General features: G+C 39.0%; 17 protein-coding genes and 2 riboswitches. All 17 genes read left to right on the top strand.

Going from position 1 to position 17,588, the window contains the following annotated elements; all coding sequences use genetic code 11:
* Nucleotides 1-168: 168 nt before the first annotated feature.
* Nucleotides 169-257: riboswitch (cyclic di-GMP riboswitch) on the top strand.
* A gap of 192 nt (nt 258-449) precedes the next feature.
* The 17 genes from B5771_RS22260 to mqnE all read left to right on the top strand — a co-directional run bounded on the left by B5771_RS22260 (nt 450) and on the right by mqnE (nt 17,447).
* The gene (locus tag B5771_RS22260; RefSeq protein WP_088189484.1) at nt 450-2,189 is read left to right on the top strand and encodes a methyl-accepting chemotaxis protein; all 1,740 of its coding nucleotides are present in this window, start codon (nt 450-452) and stop codon (nt 2,187-2,189) included.
* 125 nt (nt 2,190-2,314) lie between these two features.
* The gene (locus tag B5771_RS24450) at nt 2,315-2,455 is read left to right on the top strand and encodes a hypothetical protein (RefSeq protein ID WP_161796425.1); all 141 of its coding nucleotides are present in this window, start codon (nt 2,315-2,317) and stop codon (nt 2,453-2,455) included.
* A 224-nt stretch (nt 2,456-2,679) separates the two neighbouring features.
* Nucleotides 2,680-2,765: riboswitch (cyclic di-GMP riboswitch) on the top strand.
* A 62-nt stretch (nt 2,766-2,827) separates the two neighbouring features.
* Nucleotides 2,828-4,855, top strand: coding sequence for a chemotaxis protein CheA (locus B5771_RS22255; RefSeq protein ID WP_242966938.1), 2,028 nt, complete (start codon nt 2,828-2,830; stop codon nt 4,853-4,855).
* 50 nt (nt 4,856-4,905) lie between these two features.
* Nucleotides 4,906-5,400: a chemotaxis protein CheW gene (locus B5771_RS22250; RefSeq protein ID WP_088189483.1), complete on the top strand. Its 495-nt coding sequence runs from the start codon at nt 4,906-4,908 to the stop codon at nt 5,398-5,400.
* A 34-nt stretch (nt 5,401-5,434) separates the two neighbouring features.
* The gene (locus B5771_RS22245; protein WP_088189482.1) at nt 5,435-7,288 is read left to right on the top strand and encodes a methyl-accepting chemotaxis protein; all 1,854 of its coding nucleotides are present in this window, start codon (nt 5,435-5,437) and stop codon (nt 7,286-7,288) included.
* A gap of 95 nt (nt 7,289-7,383) precedes the next feature.
* Nucleotides 7,384-8,199, top strand: a complete 816-nt coding sequence (locus B5771_RS22240; protein WP_047809342.1) for a protein-glutamate O-methyltransferase CheR — start codon at nt 7,384-7,386, stop codon at nt 8,197-8,199.
* A gap of 26 nt (nt 8,200-8,225) precedes the next feature.
* Nucleotides 8,226-9,254, top strand: a complete 1,029-nt coding sequence (locus tag B5771_RS22235; protein WP_088189481.1) for a chemotaxis response regulator protein-glutamate methylesterase — start codon at nt 8,226-8,228, stop codon at nt 9,252-9,254.
* A 210-nt stretch (nt 9,255-9,464) separates the two neighbouring features.
* A complete protein-coding gene (map, locus tag B5771_RS22230) occupies nt 9,465-10,214 on the top strand; it encodes a type I methionyl aminopeptidase (RefSeq protein WP_088189480.1) in 750 nt (249 codons plus the stop codon).
* A 309-nt stretch (nt 10,215-10,523) separates the two neighbouring features.
* Nucleotides 10,524-11,084 carry a DUF1697 domain-containing protein gene (locus B5771_RS22225; RefSeq protein ID WP_088189479.1) on the top strand — a complete coding sequence of 187 codons (561 nt, stop codon included), beginning with the start codon at nt 10,524-10,526 and terminating at the stop codon, nt 11,082-11,084.
* Nucleotides 11,085-11,187: 103 nt separating this feature from the next.
* Nucleotides 11,188-11,610, top strand: a complete 423-nt coding sequence (locus tag B5771_RS22220; protein ID WP_088189722.1) for a MarR family transcriptional regulator — start codon at nt 11,188-11,190, stop codon at nt 11,608-11,610.
* Between the two features lie 50 nt (nt 11,611-11,660).
* Nucleotides 11,661-12,479 carry an alpha/beta hydrolase family protein gene (locus tag B5771_RS22215; protein ID WP_088189478.1) on the top strand — a complete coding sequence of 273 codons (819 nt, stop codon included), beginning with the start codon at nt 11,661-11,663 and terminating at the stop codon, nt 12,477-12,479.
* A 16-nt stretch (nt 12,480-12,495) separates the two neighbouring features.
* On the top strand, nt 12,496-13,170 hold the full coding sequence (locus B5771_RS22210) for an alpha/beta fold hydrolase (protein WP_088189477.1): 675 nt from the start codon (nt 12,496-12,498) through the stop codon (nt 13,168-13,170).
* Between the two features lie 140 nt (nt 13,171-13,310).
* The gene (locus B5771_RS22205) at nt 13,311-14,030 is read left to right on the top strand and encodes an AAA family ATPase (RefSeq protein ID WP_088189476.1); all 720 of its coding nucleotides are present in this window, start codon (nt 13,311-13,313) and stop codon (nt 14,028-14,030) included.
* A gap of 338 nt (nt 14,031-14,368) precedes the next feature.
* Entirely contained in the window at nt 14,369-15,439 is a 1,071-nt protein-coding gene (locus tag B5771_RS22200) for a Xaa-Pro peptidase family protein (protein ID WP_088189475.1), read from the top strand.
* 80 nt (nt 15,440-15,519) lie between these two features.
* On the top strand, nt 15,520-15,720 hold the full coding sequence (locus tag B5771_RS22195) for a hypothetical protein (protein ID WP_088189474.1): 201 nt from the start codon (nt 15,520-15,522) through the stop codon (nt 15,718-15,720).
* 210 nt (nt 15,721-15,930) lie between these two features.
* Nucleotides 15,931-16,152, top strand: a complete 222-nt coding sequence (locus B5771_RS22190; RefSeq protein WP_088189473.1) for a PC4/YdbC family ssDNA-binding protein — start codon at nt 15,931-15,933, stop codon at nt 16,150-16,152.
* 194 nt (nt 16,153-16,346) lie between these two features.
* Nucleotides 16,347-17,447 carry an aminofutalosine synthase MqnE gene (mqnE, locus tag B5771_RS22185; protein ID WP_088189472.1) on the top strand — a complete coding sequence of 367 codons (1,101 nt, stop codon included), beginning with the start codon at nt 16,347-16,349 and terminating at the stop codon, nt 17,445-17,447.
* The last annotated feature ends 141 nt before the right edge of the window (nt 17,448-17,588 follow it).

Raw genomic sequence — 17,588 nt, 5'->3', positions numbered from 1 at the left:
TTATTAACCTGAATTTTAACTGAATTAAAATAAATATTTAAGCAACTACAGCAAGGGCGGGAGAGACTCGATTATGTTTAAATAGAATAATGTCAAAGAAAGTAATTTTATATTGAAATAAGGGTTTAATTGTTGTACCATGATAACTGTGTATATACAAAGTAAATATATGAAAACGGGCAAATCGTGCGAAAGTGCGAGACGCAAAGCCAAAGGGTCTAAATTTCTAACTGAAACATGACAGCCTGGTTGCTTAAATATCGAAAAAAAAGCAGAAGCAACATATTGTTGCTTCTGCTTTTTTCTAAATGTTTTTTCTAAAGGATGGGGTGTGAAAATAACTGAGGAAATTGAAAATAATTTAGAAATGGAGGAAGACACGAAAGCTACGGTATTGAAATTATGTGTGAAAGCAAGAGGCTGTCTGCACTTGAAGGGGGAATTACATCATGAAATGGTTTTATAATTTGAAGGTCGCTCCCAAGTTAATCATAGGTTTTATTCTGGTGGCTATCATTGCTGCAGTAGTTGGAACAGTAGGCGTTTTAAATATACAGAAAATCACAGCGGAAGACTTGACCATGTATTCTCGACATACCGCTACTTTACCGGCTTTAGCAAGTGTAGCTCAAACGTATCAAAGAGAACGTGTGGCCATACGTGATGCGTATGTTCAAAAAGATCCCAATAAAAAGCTGGAGGCAATCAATAAATTAACTGAATTTGACAAGGTCATAGTCAATTCTATGGCTGCTTTTAAAACTGGAATAAATGACCCTCAGGCGGCAGAAGCTTACAATAAATTATCTAAAAACCTTGACGATTTTGCAGTAATTAAGCAACAAGCGATCAAGGACATTCAAGCAAACAATATGGATGATTTGTATAATGTGTTAACCAGTGCCCGGGACGTCCAAATTGGAGATGAGGTACAAACAAATACAGATACCCTTATGACGTTGAAAACAAATAATGCTAAACAGTCATCAGATTCTAACCAGTCTACAGGAAAAACTGCAATAATAACAATGATAGGTTTTATAACAGGCGGAGTAATTCTGGCAATAGTTCTTGGCATCTTCATATCCCGCATTATCAGCAATCCGGTCAATAAAATGGTTAAAGTTGCCGATAAGCTGGCAGATGGCGATCTTAATGTGAATGTTGAGGCAGATACAAAAGATGAGATTGGTCAATTAACATCGGCCTTTAGTCGTATGGCCGAAAGAATTAACGAAGTTATGACCAATATTGCGGCTGCCTCTGAACAGGTGGCTTCGGGGTCGAAACAAGTATCTGATTCAAGTATAGCTCTTTCCCAGGGGGCTACTGAACAGGCTAGTTCCATCGAAGAGCTGACTGCTTCTCTGGAGGAAATATCCACTCAGACAAAGCTGAATGCCGAAAACGCAAATGAAGCGAACATCTTAGCTGACAATGCCAAGGCGAATGCCGTTCAAGGTAATAACCAGATGCAGGAAATGTTGAAGGCGATGGAAGAAATTGACAACGCTTCAGCCAATATCTCTAAGATAATTAAAGTTATTGATGAGATCGCTTTTCAAACAAATATCCTGGCTCTTAATGCTGCTGTTGAAGCTGCAAGAGCCGGTCAACACGGAAAAGGCTTTGCTGTCGTAGCTGAGGAAGTAAGAAACTTGGCGGCTCGTTCCGCAAATGCAGCCAAAGAGACAACGGATATGATTGAAGGTTCTATTAAGAAAGTGAAGAGTGGTACCAAAATTGCCAGTGATACTGCGGCAGCACTCAATGAAATTGTAAATGGTATTGAGAAAGTGGCTAACCTTGTTAATAATATTGCCGTTGCCTCCACTGAACAAGCTACCGGTGTTGGGCAAATAAATTTAGGTATTATGCAGGTATCGCAGGTCGTTCAAACAAATTCTGCCACTTCAGAAGAAAGTGCGGCAGCCAGTGAAGAGCTTTCCAGCCAAGCAGCTATCCTACAAGACATGATTTCGAAGTTTAAACTAAAGCAAAATACAGAGTCGGGCAGTATAGACCGCTTGAGTCCGGAAGTTTTGAGAATACTTGAAAACATGACTGAAAAGAAAACTATGAATTTAGGCAAAGATGGTTCTTTTGAGCAAGCCCGCTCAGAAGCGGCAGCTACCAACAATGGTTTTCCAAGAATTTCACTAACTGACCAGGAGTTTGGCAAATATTGATAAACTTAAACAAAAACTTAGCTTCTTTTAACAGTTACTTCATATTCGGGAGTTATACTATTAATAAGCAACGAATTGTTTATTAATTAGGCATTTGCTAAGCATAGGAGGAAAACTTAGAAACTATGACAGCACAGGAAATTAAAACTCTCGAAACTATTCTAGCTGAGGTTGGTCTTGAGCATTTACAACCCGAAAGTAAGGAACGTAAAGAAAAGATTCAAAAAGTAAAAAAAGATAAAAAGCAAATACTACAAATAAGTTAGGTATTTGCTTTTTATCTTAGATACACTTGGTAGTAGAATATCATAATTGTACCTATAATAGAATAGGATCTATGGATCAATATTATAGACCGATTGACATATATCGATAATTTGATATAGTAATTATACAAAAGAACGCAAATAATCTATAATTTTGCGATAGACTTATAAAGTTCGATATTATTGTAATTTTTTTGACTAAATGATCTAGTAGTTTAATATTCGTATGCAAAAGGCAAACTTATCGAAAGATAAGGACGCAAAGCTATGGGTCTTAACAGATAAACCTGAAGATCGCCAAGCCGCCGAACGTTTTCATTTGCCTTTATCGCTATGCGAAAAGGCTTTTTTAGTTTAAGGAGGGGCAAGCTATTGAATCAGGACTCTATAAATGAACCTTTGCTGGAACTGTATTTATACGAAACGGTTCAGTTTCTTGAACAGATGGAGCAAATAGTATTGGTCAATGAAAAAGCCAGTTCTTATCCAAAAGATGACATTGACGAAATATTTAGAATCATGCACACAATTAAAGGCTCATCTGCCATGATGCTTTTTACTGATATTTCTTCTGTAGCCCATGCTATTGAAGATTTATTTTTTTGCCTTCGTGAAGATGATCCCCAAAACGTAAATTATGAAAAGTTATCTGATTTAGTGCTTGATGGTCTTGATTATATAAAGCTAGAAATTGCTAAAATTAAAAATGGCTATGAAGCAGATGGAGATGCTTCAGAGTTAATTAATAAAGTTCAAGCCTTTTTGGCAGCGATTAAAGACCAAAAACATATTTTGCCAACGAGCCAGCCAAGACTACAAAATACAGATGAATTGTCTAGTGACTCAAAAGTCCTTAATGATTCGTTTCAAGTGTCTATTTACTTTGAAGACGGCTGTGGTATGGAAAACCTTCGCGCCTTTGGAGTGATTAATGATTTGGAAGGTATTGCTCATGAAATTGAACATATACCGGAAGACCTCGATGCTGATGCTAGTTCAAAAGTGATTAGAGAGCAGGGGTTAAACGTTCGTTTTAAGTCAAATCGCTCTTGTGAAGAAATTCATCAGCTATTTTCTCAAACTTTATTTTTACAAGATTTTCATTTGGATCAATTAGACGATCTTAACCACGATAAGGAGAATGATGGGGGACAATTAAATGAATCCCCTGTTGGAGCAGATAATCAAGATTTGAGGCCAAAAGAACACGGAGAAAAAGAAATTTCTTCTCTGTCTCAACCAAGCATCATAAGTGTTAATGTTGCGAAGTTGGACAAGCTGATGGATCTTGTTGGCGAAATGGTAATCGCCGAGGCGATGGTTACCCAAAATCCTGATCTTAAAGGGCTGGATTTAAAGAATTTCGATAAAGCCGCTCGACAGCTGCGAAAAATCACAAGTGATCTCCAGGATATTGTAATGTCTGTACGGATGGTTCCCTTAAGCGGAACATTTAGAAAGATGAACCGACCGTTGAGAGATATGTGTAAAAAGTTGGGTAAAGAAGTACAGCTTCAGTTTATCGGTGAGGAGACCGAGGTCGATAAAAACATTATTGAACATATATCCGATCCTTTAATGCACCTGATTCGAAATTCCATTGATCATGGCATAGAAACTCCTAACCAAAGAGAATCTGAAGGAAAACCGAGGGTTGGTACGATCGTCTTGGAAGCCCAAAATGCCGGCGGAGATGTCTTAGTAATTGTTAGAGATGATGGACGAGGATTTAATAAAGAAAAGATTTTAGAAAAAGCTCGCGAACGACAATTACTACTAAAGTCAGAAAGCGAGTATTCTGTTAGGGAAATTTATAATCTGGTTTTTCTTCCCGGCTTTTCAACGAGTGAGGAGATAACAGAGTTTTCCGGGCGTGGCGTAGGGATGGATGTGGTTGTCAATAATATCGAGTCTATTGGTGGTTCAATTTCAGCAGATAGCATTCCGGGTAAAGGTACAACTATAACTTTAAAGATACCACTTACCTTAGCTATCATCGATGGAATGAATATCAAAGTAGGTGATTCCCGTTATACTATTCCGCTGACAGTTATTAAAGAATCCTTTAGACCGAAAAGCACTGATTTAATTGAAGACCCGGATCATAACGAAATGATTATGGTTAGAGGTCAGTGTTTTCCCATTATCCGGCTCCATGAACTTTATCACGTAAAAACCAAGATAACCAACTTTACAGACGGGATCTTAATTATGCTGGAACAGGATAAGCAAACGTTTTGTATTTTTGCTGATGAACTTCTTGGTCAGCAACAAGTTGTGGTTAAAGCTCTTCCAGCTTATATCCGACGGTTAAAAAAAGTAAAAGGACTCGCTGGATGCACGTTATTAGGTGATGGAAGTATCAGCTTGATCCTTGATATCGCTGGACTTGCCGGATAATAAAGGTTTAATGCTCAACAAAATCACGCACAGGGAAAGGAGCAAAAATTATGGCTGAGGCAATTGAAAATACGTTAGAAATGGAGGAAGACACTCAAAAGGGCAGGTATTTGACGTTCTCTTTGGACGAAGAAAGCTATGGTATTGAAATCATGTATGTTACGGAAATTATTGGAATTCAGGTGATCACAGAGATACCGGAACTTCCCGAATATGTTAGGGGCATTATCAATTTGAGAGGTAAGATCATCCCAGTCATGGACGTTAGGCTACGTTTTAAGAAGGAGCCCAGGACTTATAATGACAGAACCTGTGTTAATGTTGTGGAAATTCAAGCTATATCAATTGGGCTTATAGTAGATAGTGTTGCAGAGGTTTTATCAATTCCAGATCAGGATATTGTCGAGCCTCCGCAAATTAACATGAGGTCTAATAATCGGTACATAAAAGGAATTGGCAAAGTGGGAAGCAGTGTAAAACTTCTGTTGGACTGCGAAAAGTTGCTTACTGAAGATGAAGTGCAAGATTTAGCTGAAGCGTTATAAAGGACTTTTTTTAAAAAAGGGGGCGGTATTTTTCATGAAGAACTTAACCATCAAGGCCAGGCTATTTTTAGGTTTTGGCGCCATAGCAATAATCATGATTGCCATGGGGATTTATTCAATATATTCGTTGGCAATAGTTAATTCTCAAGTTGCCTACCAGGCTAATAACGTGGTACCCAGTGTTAATTATGCTGATTTATTAAAGACAGGAACGTCTGATTTCAGGATGAAGGAGCTGCAGCACATTATAGCTCAAACCCCAGAGGAAAGGCAAGAACTGGAAAAAGAAATGAATACAGTTCAAAAGGAAGAAATTGACAAAAATATCGAGGAATCAAAATCAGTTATAGATGGTGATACGGATCGCAAATTAATTAATGATATCGAAGCGGATTGGAATCAGTATTTAGTATTACATAATCAAGTTTTGGAATTGAGCAAGCAAAATAAGAGCGCCGAGGCAATGAAGATAGTGAACGGTGAGGAAGCAAAAATTTTTAATAATGTTTCTGATCTATGTCTTCAGCTTACGAAATTCAATCAGGATAATGCTTATGCATCTTATAAAAATGCAGAGTCTGTCTATTCCCAAGCAAAACTTATCTTAATAGTGATTCTGGTGTTTGCCGTAGTTATTGCCATAATAGCAGGTCTGCTTATTATCAACAGCATTATTAAGCCGACAAATCATCTTATTGACATTGCGGATAAGCTCGCCCTTGGAGATGTCAATGTCAATGTTGATATTACATCGAAAGATGAAATTGGCAGCCTGGCCCAATCATTTAGCCGGATGATTTCCAATATCCGTGGGCAGGTTCAAGTTGCGGAAAGAATTGCTGCCGGTGATCTGACTGTGGATGTGGAGATTAAATCCGAAAATGACCTGCTTGGGCAAAAGCTGTATGAAATGGTGGAAAGAAATAACGAAGTACTTGCTAATATAGCATCAGCTTCTGAACAGGTAGCTGCCGGAGCGAAGCAAGTATCTGACTCCAGTATCGTTCTTTCTCAAGGAGCAACCGAACAGGCCAGTTCAATTGAAGAACTAAATGCCTCCCTCGAAGAGATATCCTCACAGACGAAAATTAATGCCGAGAATGCTAATCACGCCAATCAATTAGCTGAAACTGCGAAAGGAAATGCTGTCCAGGGTAATAGTCACATGCAGGAAATGCTTAAAGCCATGGGAGAAATCAACGATGCCTCAGGAAGCATTTCCAAAATCATAAAAGTGATTGATGAGATAGCATTTCAGACGAATATCTTGGCCCTCAATGCCGCTGTCGAAGCCGCTAGAGCTGGTCAGCATGGTAAAGGCTTTGCAGTGGTAGCTGAGGAAGTAAGAAATCTTGCGGCTCGCTCCGCAAATGCGGCCAAAGAGACAACCGATATGATAGAAGGTTCCATTAAGAAGGTTGAAGGCGGTACGAGAATTGCTCGGGAGACAGCAGATGCCCTTAATGAAATTGTTAATGGAGTTGAAAAAGTAGCAAATCTGGTTAATGACATTGCAATTGCTTCCAATGAGCAGGCCGTGGGGATTGTTCAGGTTAACCAGGGAATCACACAAGTGTCTCAGGTCGTACAGAATAATTCAGCAACGTCTGAAGAAAGTGCCGCCGCAAGTGAAGAACTTTCTAGCCAAGCACTTCTTTTAGAGGAAATGGTCTCCAAGTTTAAACTAAAACAAAATATCAGGCCAGGCAACCTTGATCAGCTAAGTCCGGAAGTGTTAAGAATGCTGGATAACTTTGCTAAAAAGAAAAAAGAGGATTTCAAGGCCAAAACAGTTGATTCATATGAAGTTACTAACGAAGCTGCAGCTGCAAGTTCAAATAATTATAAAAAAATAGTCCTGAGTGATCAAGAGTTTGGAAAATACTAGTCATATATTTGTCTCCTAAATGAGATTCCTATTTTGTTGAACAAACGATCAGGAGAGTGCGAGGCTCTCCTGAAATTATGGGTTAGGTGGATCATATGATTGAAATCACGGATGACGAATTTTGGCGGTTGGCCGGTTATATCAAAGAGAATTATGGGATTCATCTTAAGGCAGAAAAACAATCCTTAGTGACAGGAAGACTTCACAATGTTCTACTGGAGAAGGGATTTAATAACTTTACAGACTATTTCCGATATCTTAAAAATGATACAAGTGGGAAAGCAATGGCTACCCTAATTGAAAAAATCACAACAAATCACACCTTCTTCATGCGAGAAGCTGATCATTTTCACTTTTTTAGGGATCAAGTACTTCCTTATCTAAGAAAAACCGTTCGGGATAAAGACCTCCGCATCTGGAGTGCAGCTTGTTCCTCCGGCGAAGAAGCCTATACATTAGCTATGATTTTAGATGAGTTTTTTGGCAAAGAGAAGGCATTTTGGGACAGTAAAGTCTTAGCTACCGATATATCAGATAAAGTATTGAATATCGCCAGAAAAGGAATATATCCTCATGAAGGGATAGCTAGTTTACCGGCAAATTGGCGAATGAACTATTTTAATAACTACGATACTGATCATTATATTCTAACTGATAAAATCAGAAAAGAAGTCATATATCGAAAATTTAATTTGATGGAACCCGTGTTCCCATTTAAGCGGAAATTTAATACGATATTCTGCCGTAATGTTATGATTTATTTTGATCAACGCACAAAAAATGAATTAGTGGATAAGTTTTATGCTAACATGGAATATGGAGGTTATCTCTTCATAGGGCATTCGGAATCCCTTAATCGTGATTTGACACGTTTTAAATATATTATGCCCGCCGTTTATCGCAAAGAATAGACTTTACAAATTTAAGCGAGGTATATATGACAATAGGTAAGAAGATTAGAGTTTTAATAGTCGATGACAGTTTATTATTCCGTGAAGTGTTAGCTAAAGGAATCACCTCGGACCCACAAATTGAAGTTGTTGCCCGGGCTGTTGATCCTTTTGATGCCCGTGATAAGATTTTGGCCTTTAACCCTGATGTGATGACTTGTGATGTACAAATGCCCAAAATGGATGGAATTGAGTTTATCAGGCGGCTGCTTCCACAGTATTCCTTACCGGTAATAGTAATTAGTTCGGTTAGTGAAGCTGTTCTGGATGCTTTAAATGCTGGTGCGGTAGATTTTGTCACCAAACCGGATATCCGATCGCCTAAAGATATTGAAAGTTTCCTTTATGAACTCATTGCGAAAATAAAAGTTGCAGCCAAAGCAAAAGTTACTCATGAACCTGAAAAACTGATTTCTCATAAAGAGGTAAATAGAAACCTGAAAGTTGACTATAATAAAGTTATTGCCATTGGGGCTTCGACTGGCGGGACCGAAGCGTTATATAACTTACTGAAAAACTTACCGGCAGCAATGCCGGGGATTTTGGCTGTTCAACATATTCCTCCGGTGTTCTCGCGAATGTTCGCCGAACGGCTTAACGTCCAGACCCCTTTCCACGTTAAGGAAGCTGAAAATGGTGATTATTTAGAACCTGGTAAGGTATTTATAGCTCCGGGGGATTCACACATGAGGATAAAAAAAATCGGCGAAAGATATAAAATTGAAATCTTTCAGGGGAATAAAGTCAATGGACACTGTCCATCAGTCGATATTTTATTTGAGTCAGTGGCTAAGGAATGCGGCAAAAATTCAATAGGTATTATTCTAACGGGTATGGGTTACGATGGCGCTAAGGGCCTTCTTCAAATGAGAAGAAAAGGAGCTAGAACTATCGGTCAGGACGAACGAACGTCGGTAGTTTACGGAATGCCTAAAATTGCCTGGGAAATTGGGGCGGTAGAGAAACAAGTCTCCTTGGAATCCATGCCTAAGACGTTATTAAATGCTTTACTCTAACGGAACTTTGTGACTGACTATTTGCTGCCCTTATCTGAGAGACATGTGGTTTCTCTCGGCGAGGTACTAACGATTGGTTGAGGTGGAAATAAAGGTTGTGCAAATAATGGGTTACGAAAAATGGCGAACCGTTGTAAACTATATACGGAGCAGATTGAGTTGGCTCAAAAGAAACTAGCAAATGTGTGATAAATTAGGAGGAGTATTAAATTGATTATCATGAAAACCCCGCAGCAAATTGAGCTGATGGCTCAAGCGGGTAAAATATTGACTGCCTGTCACAGGGAGCTCCGGGAGATTATTCGTCCGGGTATAACTACTATGGAAATCGATCACTTTGCAGATCACTTTATTAATTCTCACGGGGCGAAGGCTGAGCAAAAGGGGTACAAGGGATATCCTTTCGCGACTTGTGCTTCGGTTAACGATGAAATTTGCCACGGGTTTCCAACTCAGACTCCTCTCCAGGAAGGCGATATTGTCACTATTGACATGGTTGTTAATCTCAATGGATGGTTAGCTGATTCCGCATGGTCTTATCCGGTGGGGCAAATTTCCGAAAAAGCTGACAAGCTTCTTAAAGTGACGAAAGAGTGCCTTTACATCGGTATTGAGAAAGCTATAATTGGTAACCGGCTTGGTGATATTTCACACGCAATTCAAACTCATGCCGAGTCTTATAGTTTTTCTGTAGTGCGTGATTTTACAGGGCATGGTATAGGCCAAAAAATGCATGAAGATCCGCAAGTGCTCCATTACGGAAACCCCAACAGAGGCGTTAAGCTTTCAGAAGGGATGGTTTTCACCATCGAACCGATGATTAATATTGGCGCCTATAATCTGACAATCGATGAAAACGGATGGACAGCACGGACAGCCGACGGTAGTTTATCGGCTCAGTATGAGCATACAATTGCTATTACTAAAAATGGTCCTTTGGTTTTAACTGAACAGGATTAAAACTGTTGTCTAATTGTAAATCATAACTGCCTTACGGCAGATGTAGGTTGAATCTTCTAAAGGCAAATCTTGAGAATATGTTGTTTACAGGGTACCTAATTGACCTTAAGAAAACTTATTGGTCAATTAGGTTATCCAAGGTTTGAAGTTGCTTAGCAGTGGTCATACTTCTTTGTTTTCTGCTGCCAAGTGTCGAATGCTTAACAGTATTTCTGATGCAGATAGAGCAGAAGATAGAGTAGTTGTTGATCTTTTGAGAGCAAGTAGGGATGGAACAGATAATTTATTTTGAAAGAAGAGTGAGCAAAAATGACTATCTACGTCGCACTATTGCGCGGTATCAACGTAGGTGGGAAGAATAGAATAAAAATGGCTGATTTGAAACTTGTTTTTGAGAATATGGGCCTTAAAAAGGTACAGACTTATATTCAAAGTGGGAATGTCCTATTTGAGTCTAATCAAGAAGAGAAACAGTTACGTCAGCTGATTGAAGACAAGCTTGAAGAGGCATTCGGTTTTTCTATTCCGGTTATTTTAAGAACGTCAATGGAATTAGAAGAGATTATCAATAACTGTCCCTTCTCGGAGGAAGAAGCAAGGGAAGCTCAGTCGGCATCAAAGGCTGAGAGCCTTTATATCGGTTTACTAATTCAGCCTCCTTCGGAAGAAGGAATCCAGCAATTGAATGATTATAAAAGCCAAACTGATCAATTCAAGATTATTGGCCGAGATGTTTATCTTCTGTTTTATAATAGTATTCGTAACTCTAAGCTTGCTAATAATCTATATAAACTTAATGTCTTGACTACTACACGGAACTGGAAAACGATTTTTAAACTTGCCCAATTGGCAAAGTTAATTGAGCGTTAAGGCATTATACTAATTAAAATTCCACCGGAAGTATTGGAATGAATAATAAGCATTAATTTTGCAGTTCCTTGACATTAGTTTGATATCAAACTATAATATGCGTATGAATACAAACGATGTTGTATCCTTAATCTCCAAGATCAGGGAAAAGGCAAACAGGTTTATTGTATCAGAGATGACAAAATATGGGGTTGAAGGTATCGTAACTTCACATGGTGATATCATCAATGCCCTATTTAAGAACTCTAGATTAACTATGGCGGAGATTGCGGGGAAGATTGGCAGGGACAAGTCTACAGTTACGACACTTGTTGATAAGCTGGTCAGATTTGGCTATGTGACAAAAGAAAGAGACACAGTAGATACAAGGGTTGTTTATGTGACTTTAACATCAAAAGGGAGTGAATTAAAATCCATATTCAATGCAATATCAAGGGAGGTATTAAACGCCTTATATTTTGACATTTCAGAAAGCGAAAAGGAGGAGCTAGTAAGAATTTTGAACAAAATTTATAGGAACTTATAAATTTTTTTAAGAAAATAGTTTGATGTCAAACTAAAATGGAGTGATGAATGATGATAGATTTTATTAAAACATTACCTAATCATAGCGAAAAATATGTTGGAGAAAACGACTTATTCTTAGAGATTTATGAAGATGAAGCACTTTCATTTACTACAAAAAGGCCCCCTCTACTTTTTGTTCATGGTGCATACACCGGAAGCTGGATGTGGAGCAAATTCATTCCGCATTTTGTTAGAGAAGGGTGGAAATGTTATGTGATGAACATGAGGAGTCACTATAAGAGCAGGGTGTTGGATATGACGAAGGTAACCTACAGGGATTATATGGATGATATTAAAGAGATAACTCCTCAATGTGCTGAACCTCCAATAATCATTGGATTCAGCATGGGAGGAATCCTTTGTCAAAAGTTAGCCGAAACAATAACATTTGCCGGTTTAGTGCTAATAGATACAAGTATAAGTAAAGAAGTCTATGAAATAGCACCCTACACAGAACCGCTCAGTATTATATCGGAAATTGTTGAACCTGCCCCAGCCCGTGAAGAGTATTTTAGTATTGATGAGTCAGCTGATGACATTGCTTTTCAAAAGAAATATTTGGCAATGGAATCCTCAAAGGCGAGAAATGCTATATTTCCTTTCACTGCGAATGGAGGAATTTCGATAAACGGTAGTTTGATTTCTTGCCCCAGCCTTGTGATTAAAGCAGTGAATAGTGATGATGATGAGAAAAGAGGCAGGGCGACCGCTGAGCAGATTAAGGCAGAGTATATAGGCCTTTGTAATAAAACTCACACAGGTTTATTGATCGGCCAAAGATATATGGAGACAGTGGATAGAATTTTAGACTGGTTAAAAAGGTTTTAAGAAGGATGGTCAAGAAATGTTCACCGAACGACAAATAATTCAATACAATGGAGTTAAGATTCCCAGTATCATAAATATCCCATCTAAGCCCTGTGGTGCAGCAGCAGTAATTGTTCACGGTTATGGCGGATGTAAGGAGGAACAATTAGGACTTGCCTGGCGAGCTGCAGAACTAGGGTTAGTAACTTGTGCTATTGATCTGCATGGACATGGAGAGAATGTGCTCAATTTTGAGCAGGGGATTTTTTTGGATGTACAAGCAGCAGTCAATCATTGCCGTCGCTTTGGAAAAGTGGCCGCTATCGGGCATTCCTTAGGCGGTCGTCTATCTCTATTAAGCGGGGCAGATTTTGCGATTGGAATTTCCCCGGCGCTTAGTCAAGACTATAGTGAAACAACTCGAAAAGTACTCAAAGATTTAAGGAATTATAGAGTACGGTTGGATTCTCCTGAAAAGGTCTTTGAGATTCTGAAAAGGCTTCCTATATGGGAACCAAACGGTAGACAGCGATCGTCAATAATTTTTGGTTCACGGGATGTTCCTGAGATCAGGGAAGCATGTCAAAAACTTTCACATGTAGACACGAGACTTAATTTTATTGAAGGAGCACTGCATAGCGATATATTTTTTATGGAAGCTACAATTTTAACTGTAATTAATCAATTGAAAGAGTGGTTTTGTTTACAGTGAATTGTCAATCGGCTACTTTAAATTTGAGATTGTTATACTGTTAAATATCAGCAACAAGTAGTAAAATGATGTATCAATCAATATTAGACAGCGGCGCTTTGCATTGAAGTATCTGTGTCATGGAGTTAGGAGATTGAAGGATGTTCTTGAGGAAATTAACGTTCTTAAGTGATCGGATATCAGATGAACAGGCCTATCCATTTTCCATACCTGCACTTAGAGGATTAGAATCTATTGATTTTAATAGCAATGTGACGTTTTTTGTTGGTGAGAATGGTACGGGCAAGTCAACGTTAATGGAAGCCATCGCTTATAAATGTGAATTTAACACAGCTGGGGGAGGCAGGAATAACGTTTATGAGATGCCAGCTTCGGAAACGGCCTTAGGCGACTTTATCAGACTTTCCTGGGCACCGAAAATCGCAAATGGTTTTTTTCTCAGAGCAGAAAGTTTGTATAATTTTGCCTCACATATTGATAGTCTCGGTCCAGAGGCATATGAACCTTACGGAGGCAAATCTCTCCACGCCCAATCACACGGGGAGTCATTCCTGTCTGTATTTTCTAATAGGTTTGGTAAAAGAGGTATATATTTATTGGATGAACCTGAGGCGGCTCTTTCCCCGATTCGTCAATTGAGTTTTTTGAGTATCATCAAAGAATTAGAACGAGACGGTCAATCGCAGTTTATAATTGCTACCCACTCTCCAATAATCTTAGCTTACCCAGGAGCACAGATTCTCGATTTCGATACCTCACCGATCACCGAGACAGACTATGAAAATACGTCTCATTATCAAATTACGAAAGGTTTTATGACTAATCGAGAACTTTATTTGCGGAAACTATTCGAGGAGTAAAGTTAGCGACCGAATCCGAAGCGGATGAATTCGCACTGGGGTTTATAGCTATCTCCAAAAAACTGCGGAGATAGCTATCGATGAAGTTCAACGTTTTCTGAAGAATAATGATACAATTACTAAGGTACTGTTTGTTTGCTATAATAGTACGAAACATGAGCTTTATTTGAAGCTGCTGAAAGAAATGGTCTAACTTCCAGATATGCAATTCCTAAATTCAGCTCCTCAAAGATCAGCCTCTAACTTGAATCACCCAATAGCCCTATCGGCACAAGGGGTATGAGAAATGGTTGAGAGACCTAAGAAGGTAAATTTATTAAACTGGAGAGACGAGAAGAATGAAAAAGCAACGTATTAATGGAGTTATTGATACTATGAAAAAGAAGGGGCTCACACAGATCGTTGTGTCGTCGACAGCCTCCCTCTATTACTTGACTGGCTATTGGGTTGAGCCTCATGAACGTATGATTGCCCTATATCTGGATGATTCAGGCAAAGCTGTCCTGTTTGGCAATGAAATTTTTGGGCTGAACAGTACGCCTGATTTACCTCTGGTTTGTCATACTGACAGCGATAATCCTGTCAAAGATCTTGCCAAAACAGTCAAACCGGGAAAATTGGGAATTGACAAGTTCTGGTACAGCAAGTTCTTAATCGGGTTAATGGAGCTGAGGAAGGATATTATGCCTGTTCACGGCTCCGTACCTGTAGATCTGGCGAGAATGATGAAAGATGAACCTGAAATTGTGCTCATGCGTGATAATTCTCGCATCAATGATCAAGTTATGGGATCGATTATTTCTCTACTTGACGATGGAGTGACAGAGAACTATCTTGCTTCGCAAGTAAATAAGTTTTTTTTGCAAAATGGGGCTGATTGTGAAGGGACCCAAATCGTTTGCTTTGGTGCAAACGGTGCGGACCCCCACCATAATAGTGACAGTACGGTTCTCCAAGCAGGCGACAGTGTGATCTTTGATATATTTACTCCTTTAAACCACTATTGGTGTGATATGACAAGGACGTTTTTTTATAAAACAGTTTCTGATCAGCAACGTCAGGTTTATGACCTTGTGAGACTTGCTAATGAAACTGCTATTTCCAGAATAAAGCCAGGAGTATTGCTCTCAGAAATCGATAAAACAGCGAGAGATATAATTATTAAGGGCGGTTATGGTAAGTACTTTACCCATCGTCTTGGTCATGGAATCGGACTTGAATGTCACGAGCCTCCTGATGTAAGTCTTGCCTCAGAGATCCCCCTTGAGGTTGGGATGATTTTTTCCGTTGAACCGGGAATTTACTTACCTGGGGAGTTTGGCGTTAGAATTGAAGACCTTGTGATGGTCACTAAGGACGGCTGTGAGGTTCTTAATCATTATCCCAAAGAACTACAAGTAATCGGTTGATTATTTAAAAATTCCCAAGATAAATAAAGGAATTTCTTTCCTCCTGCCGAAATAAATATGAGGAAAGGAGGGATTTACTAATGCACTGCGAACTAGTAAATAAAGATGTCCTTATTGACGTTTGGAAAGAAATTAGAGACGAAAGGGATAAGGATAAAATATTAAAAACAGTTCATAAATGTAGCGAATGTTATGTGGAAATTCCTAATACCAATGGCAGAAAGATGTTTAATTATTGTCAACGAATGAGTGATGATAAGTGTTTACTAAAACAATTCTAGAGCCTTAAAAGGCTCTTTTTTCTTCTATAAATGATGTGCGTCAGGTATAATGTAAAAATACTGGGTAATTCAGATAATGGAAGTGAATTCGTTTAGCCAAAGCGCCAAGCCTATAACAAATGCTATCGCGCTGAAGGATGGATGCTAGAAGTGGAAGTCTTAGGGTTGGATAAGTTAAGTATTATCATTTGTTGAGATGGAGGTAATGAAATGGCGGATATCAAATTCGAAATCAAAGAGATAATCGGGGTTCTAGCGGAATCACCGAAAGGCTGGAAAAAAGAACTCAATCTTGTTAGCTGGAACGATAAGACCCCAAAGTATGATCTGCGAGAATGGTCGCCGGATCATACGAAGATGGGAAAGGGTGTTACATTGACTAAAGAGGAACTTGAAAAGCTTAAAGAGATACTGACTGGAATAAATTTTTAAATTAAAAATAAGTTATGGTTTAACAGGGGTTATATCGAGCATAGGTAACATGCACGATTTGACAATACAATTCTGTAAGCGATACAATTATAACGGTTCTATGATGATTTTGATCGGGTGGTAATAAGCTCGATTAATTTTTCTTTAACCTGCTTTTTTGCTGGTCTAGTAGAGTGCTGAAAGAAGGAATTTAAGTGCAATTTCGCTCTGTTCTGTCCGGATTGGACGATATATACGAGAAACTGAATGAGGGAAAACGTTTGGATCGCGTTGATGGTGTAAGTCTATTGCAAACAAACAACCTCGCCGGGTTAGGTTACTTAGCGAATGAGGTACGTCATGCTAAAGTTGGCGATCAAGTTTATTTCAATAATAATGCCCATATTAACTATAGCAATGTTTGTAAAGTGCGCTGCGGTTTCTGTGCCTTTGGTAAAGATTTAGATGAAAAAGGTGCTTATACCATGAGTATTGAACAGGTTGTGGAGCGTGCCAAACATTTTGCTGCCTTGGGTGCTAATGAAATTCATATGGTAGGAGGAATTCATCCTGAACTGCCTTTCTCTTACTATGTAGAAATGCTGAAAAAAGTCCAGGAAAGCGTACCCCAAGTCAGCATCAAGGCATTTACTGCCGCCGAATACGATTACTTCGCTCAAATAGAGGGAGTTCCCGTGGAAACTATTCTTAAAACCTTAGCACAGGTTGGTCTCCGTTTTGTTACCGGCGGGGGAGCCGAAAACTTTAGTCAGCGTGTGCGTGATATTATCTGCCCGGGTAAATTAAGCGCTGAGCGTTGGTTAGAGATTCATCGGGTTGCTCATCAATTAGGGATACCCACAAATGCGAATATGCTCTTTGGAATAATTGAAACGGATGAAGAGTTAATTGATCACCTTCTGGCTCTACGTGAGCTCCAGGATGAAACCGGCGGCTTTTACGCCTTAATTCCCACGGCCTTCCATCCCCAAAATACAAAGTTTGACTATTTGCCCCAGGCCAGTGCTGTGCGGACGTTAAAGGTTATTGCCGCAGCACGCCTAATCCTGGATAACTTTAAATATATTAAAGCCTATTGGGTATCTTCCGGTTTACAGCTTGCGCAGATGTGCCTCAATTTTGGCGCCAACGATCTGGATGGAGTAGTTCGGGAGGAAAAAATTTACCACACTGCCGGTTCCTCAAGCCCGCAAGAACAAACTGAACAAGAACTGATTCGTATGATTAATGAAGTTGGCTTAACAGCTGTTGAACGAGATACCTTTTATAACGTTCGGAAAGTGTATGAACCTTAAAGATAAAACCGGATAAATCATCTAACGATTGTCCTGAGATGATGCTTATCATCTGAGGCACGGATTTTATACACTCTTGAAGGAACATAAACTTTGAAAAAAAGATTAAAATAAAGACAAATTTATGTATAGTTATTTTGG

Origin of the sequence: Desulfosporosinus sp. FKA (assembly GCF_002196785.1) — a bacterium.
Lineage (GTDB): Bacteria > Bacillota > Desulfitobacteriia > Desulfitobacteriales > Desulfitobacteriaceae > Desulfosporosinus > Desulfosporosinus acididurans.
Note: the sequence above shows the minus strand (reverse complement) of the source record. Positions and strands in the feature narration are given on the sequence as shown.

Bases quoted from the DNA above. Each gene is read 5' to 3' on its own strand.
- B5771_RS22215 (WP_088189478.1), top strand. From the start codon at position 11,661: ATGATAGATTTTATTAAAACATTACCTAATCATAGCGAAAAATATGTT.
- B5771_RS22245 (WP_088189482.1), top strand. From the start codon at position 5,435: ATGAAGAACTTAACCATCAAGGCCAGGCTATTTTTAGGTTTTGGCGCC.
- B5771_RS22225 (WP_088189479.1), top strand. From the start codon at position 10,524: ATGACTATCTACGTCGCACTATTGCGCGGTATCAACGTAGGTGGGAAG.
- B5771_RS22220 (WP_088189722.1), top strand. From the start codon at position 11,188: ATGAATACAAACGATGTTGTATCCTTAATCTCCAAGATCAGGGAAAAG.
- B5771_RS22250 (WP_088189483.1), top strand. From the start codon at position 4,906: ATGGCTGAGGCAATTGAAAATACGTTAGAAATGGAGGAAGACACTCAA.
- B5771_RS22190 (WP_088189473.1), top strand. From the start codon at position 15,931: ATGGCGGATATCAAATTCGAAATCAAAGAGATAATCGGGGTTCTAGCG.
- B5771_RS22205 (WP_088189476.1), top strand. From the start codon at position 13,311: ATGTTCTTGAGGAAATTAACGTTCTTAAGTGATCGGATATCAGATGAA.
- B5771_RS22260 (WP_088189484.1), top strand. From the start codon at position 450: ATGAAATGGTTTTATAATTTGAAGGTCGCTCCCAAGTTAATCATAGGT.
- B5771_RS22200 (WP_088189475.1), top strand. From the start codon at position 14,369: ATGAAAAAGCAACGTATTAATGGAGTTATTGATACTATGAAAAAGAAG.
- B5771_RS22235 (WP_088189481.1), top strand. From the start codon at position 8,226: ATGACAATAGGTAAGAAGATTAGAGTTTTAATAGTCGATGACAGTTTA.
- B5771_RS24450 (WP_161796425.1), top strand. From the start codon at position 2,315: ATGACAGCACAGGAAATTAAAACTCTCGAAACTATTCTAGCTGAGGTT.
- B5771_RS22240 (WP_047809342.1), top strand. From the start codon at position 7,384: ATGATTGAAATCACGGATGACGAATTTTGGCGGTTGGCCGGTTATATC.
- B5771_RS22210 (WP_088189477.1), top strand. From the start codon at position 12,496: ATGTTCACCGAACGACAAATAATTCAATACAATGGAGTTAAGATTCCC.
- B5771_RS22195 (WP_088189474.1), top strand. From the start codon at position 15,520: ATGCACTGCGAACTAGTAAATAAAGATGTCCTTATTGACGTTTGGAAA.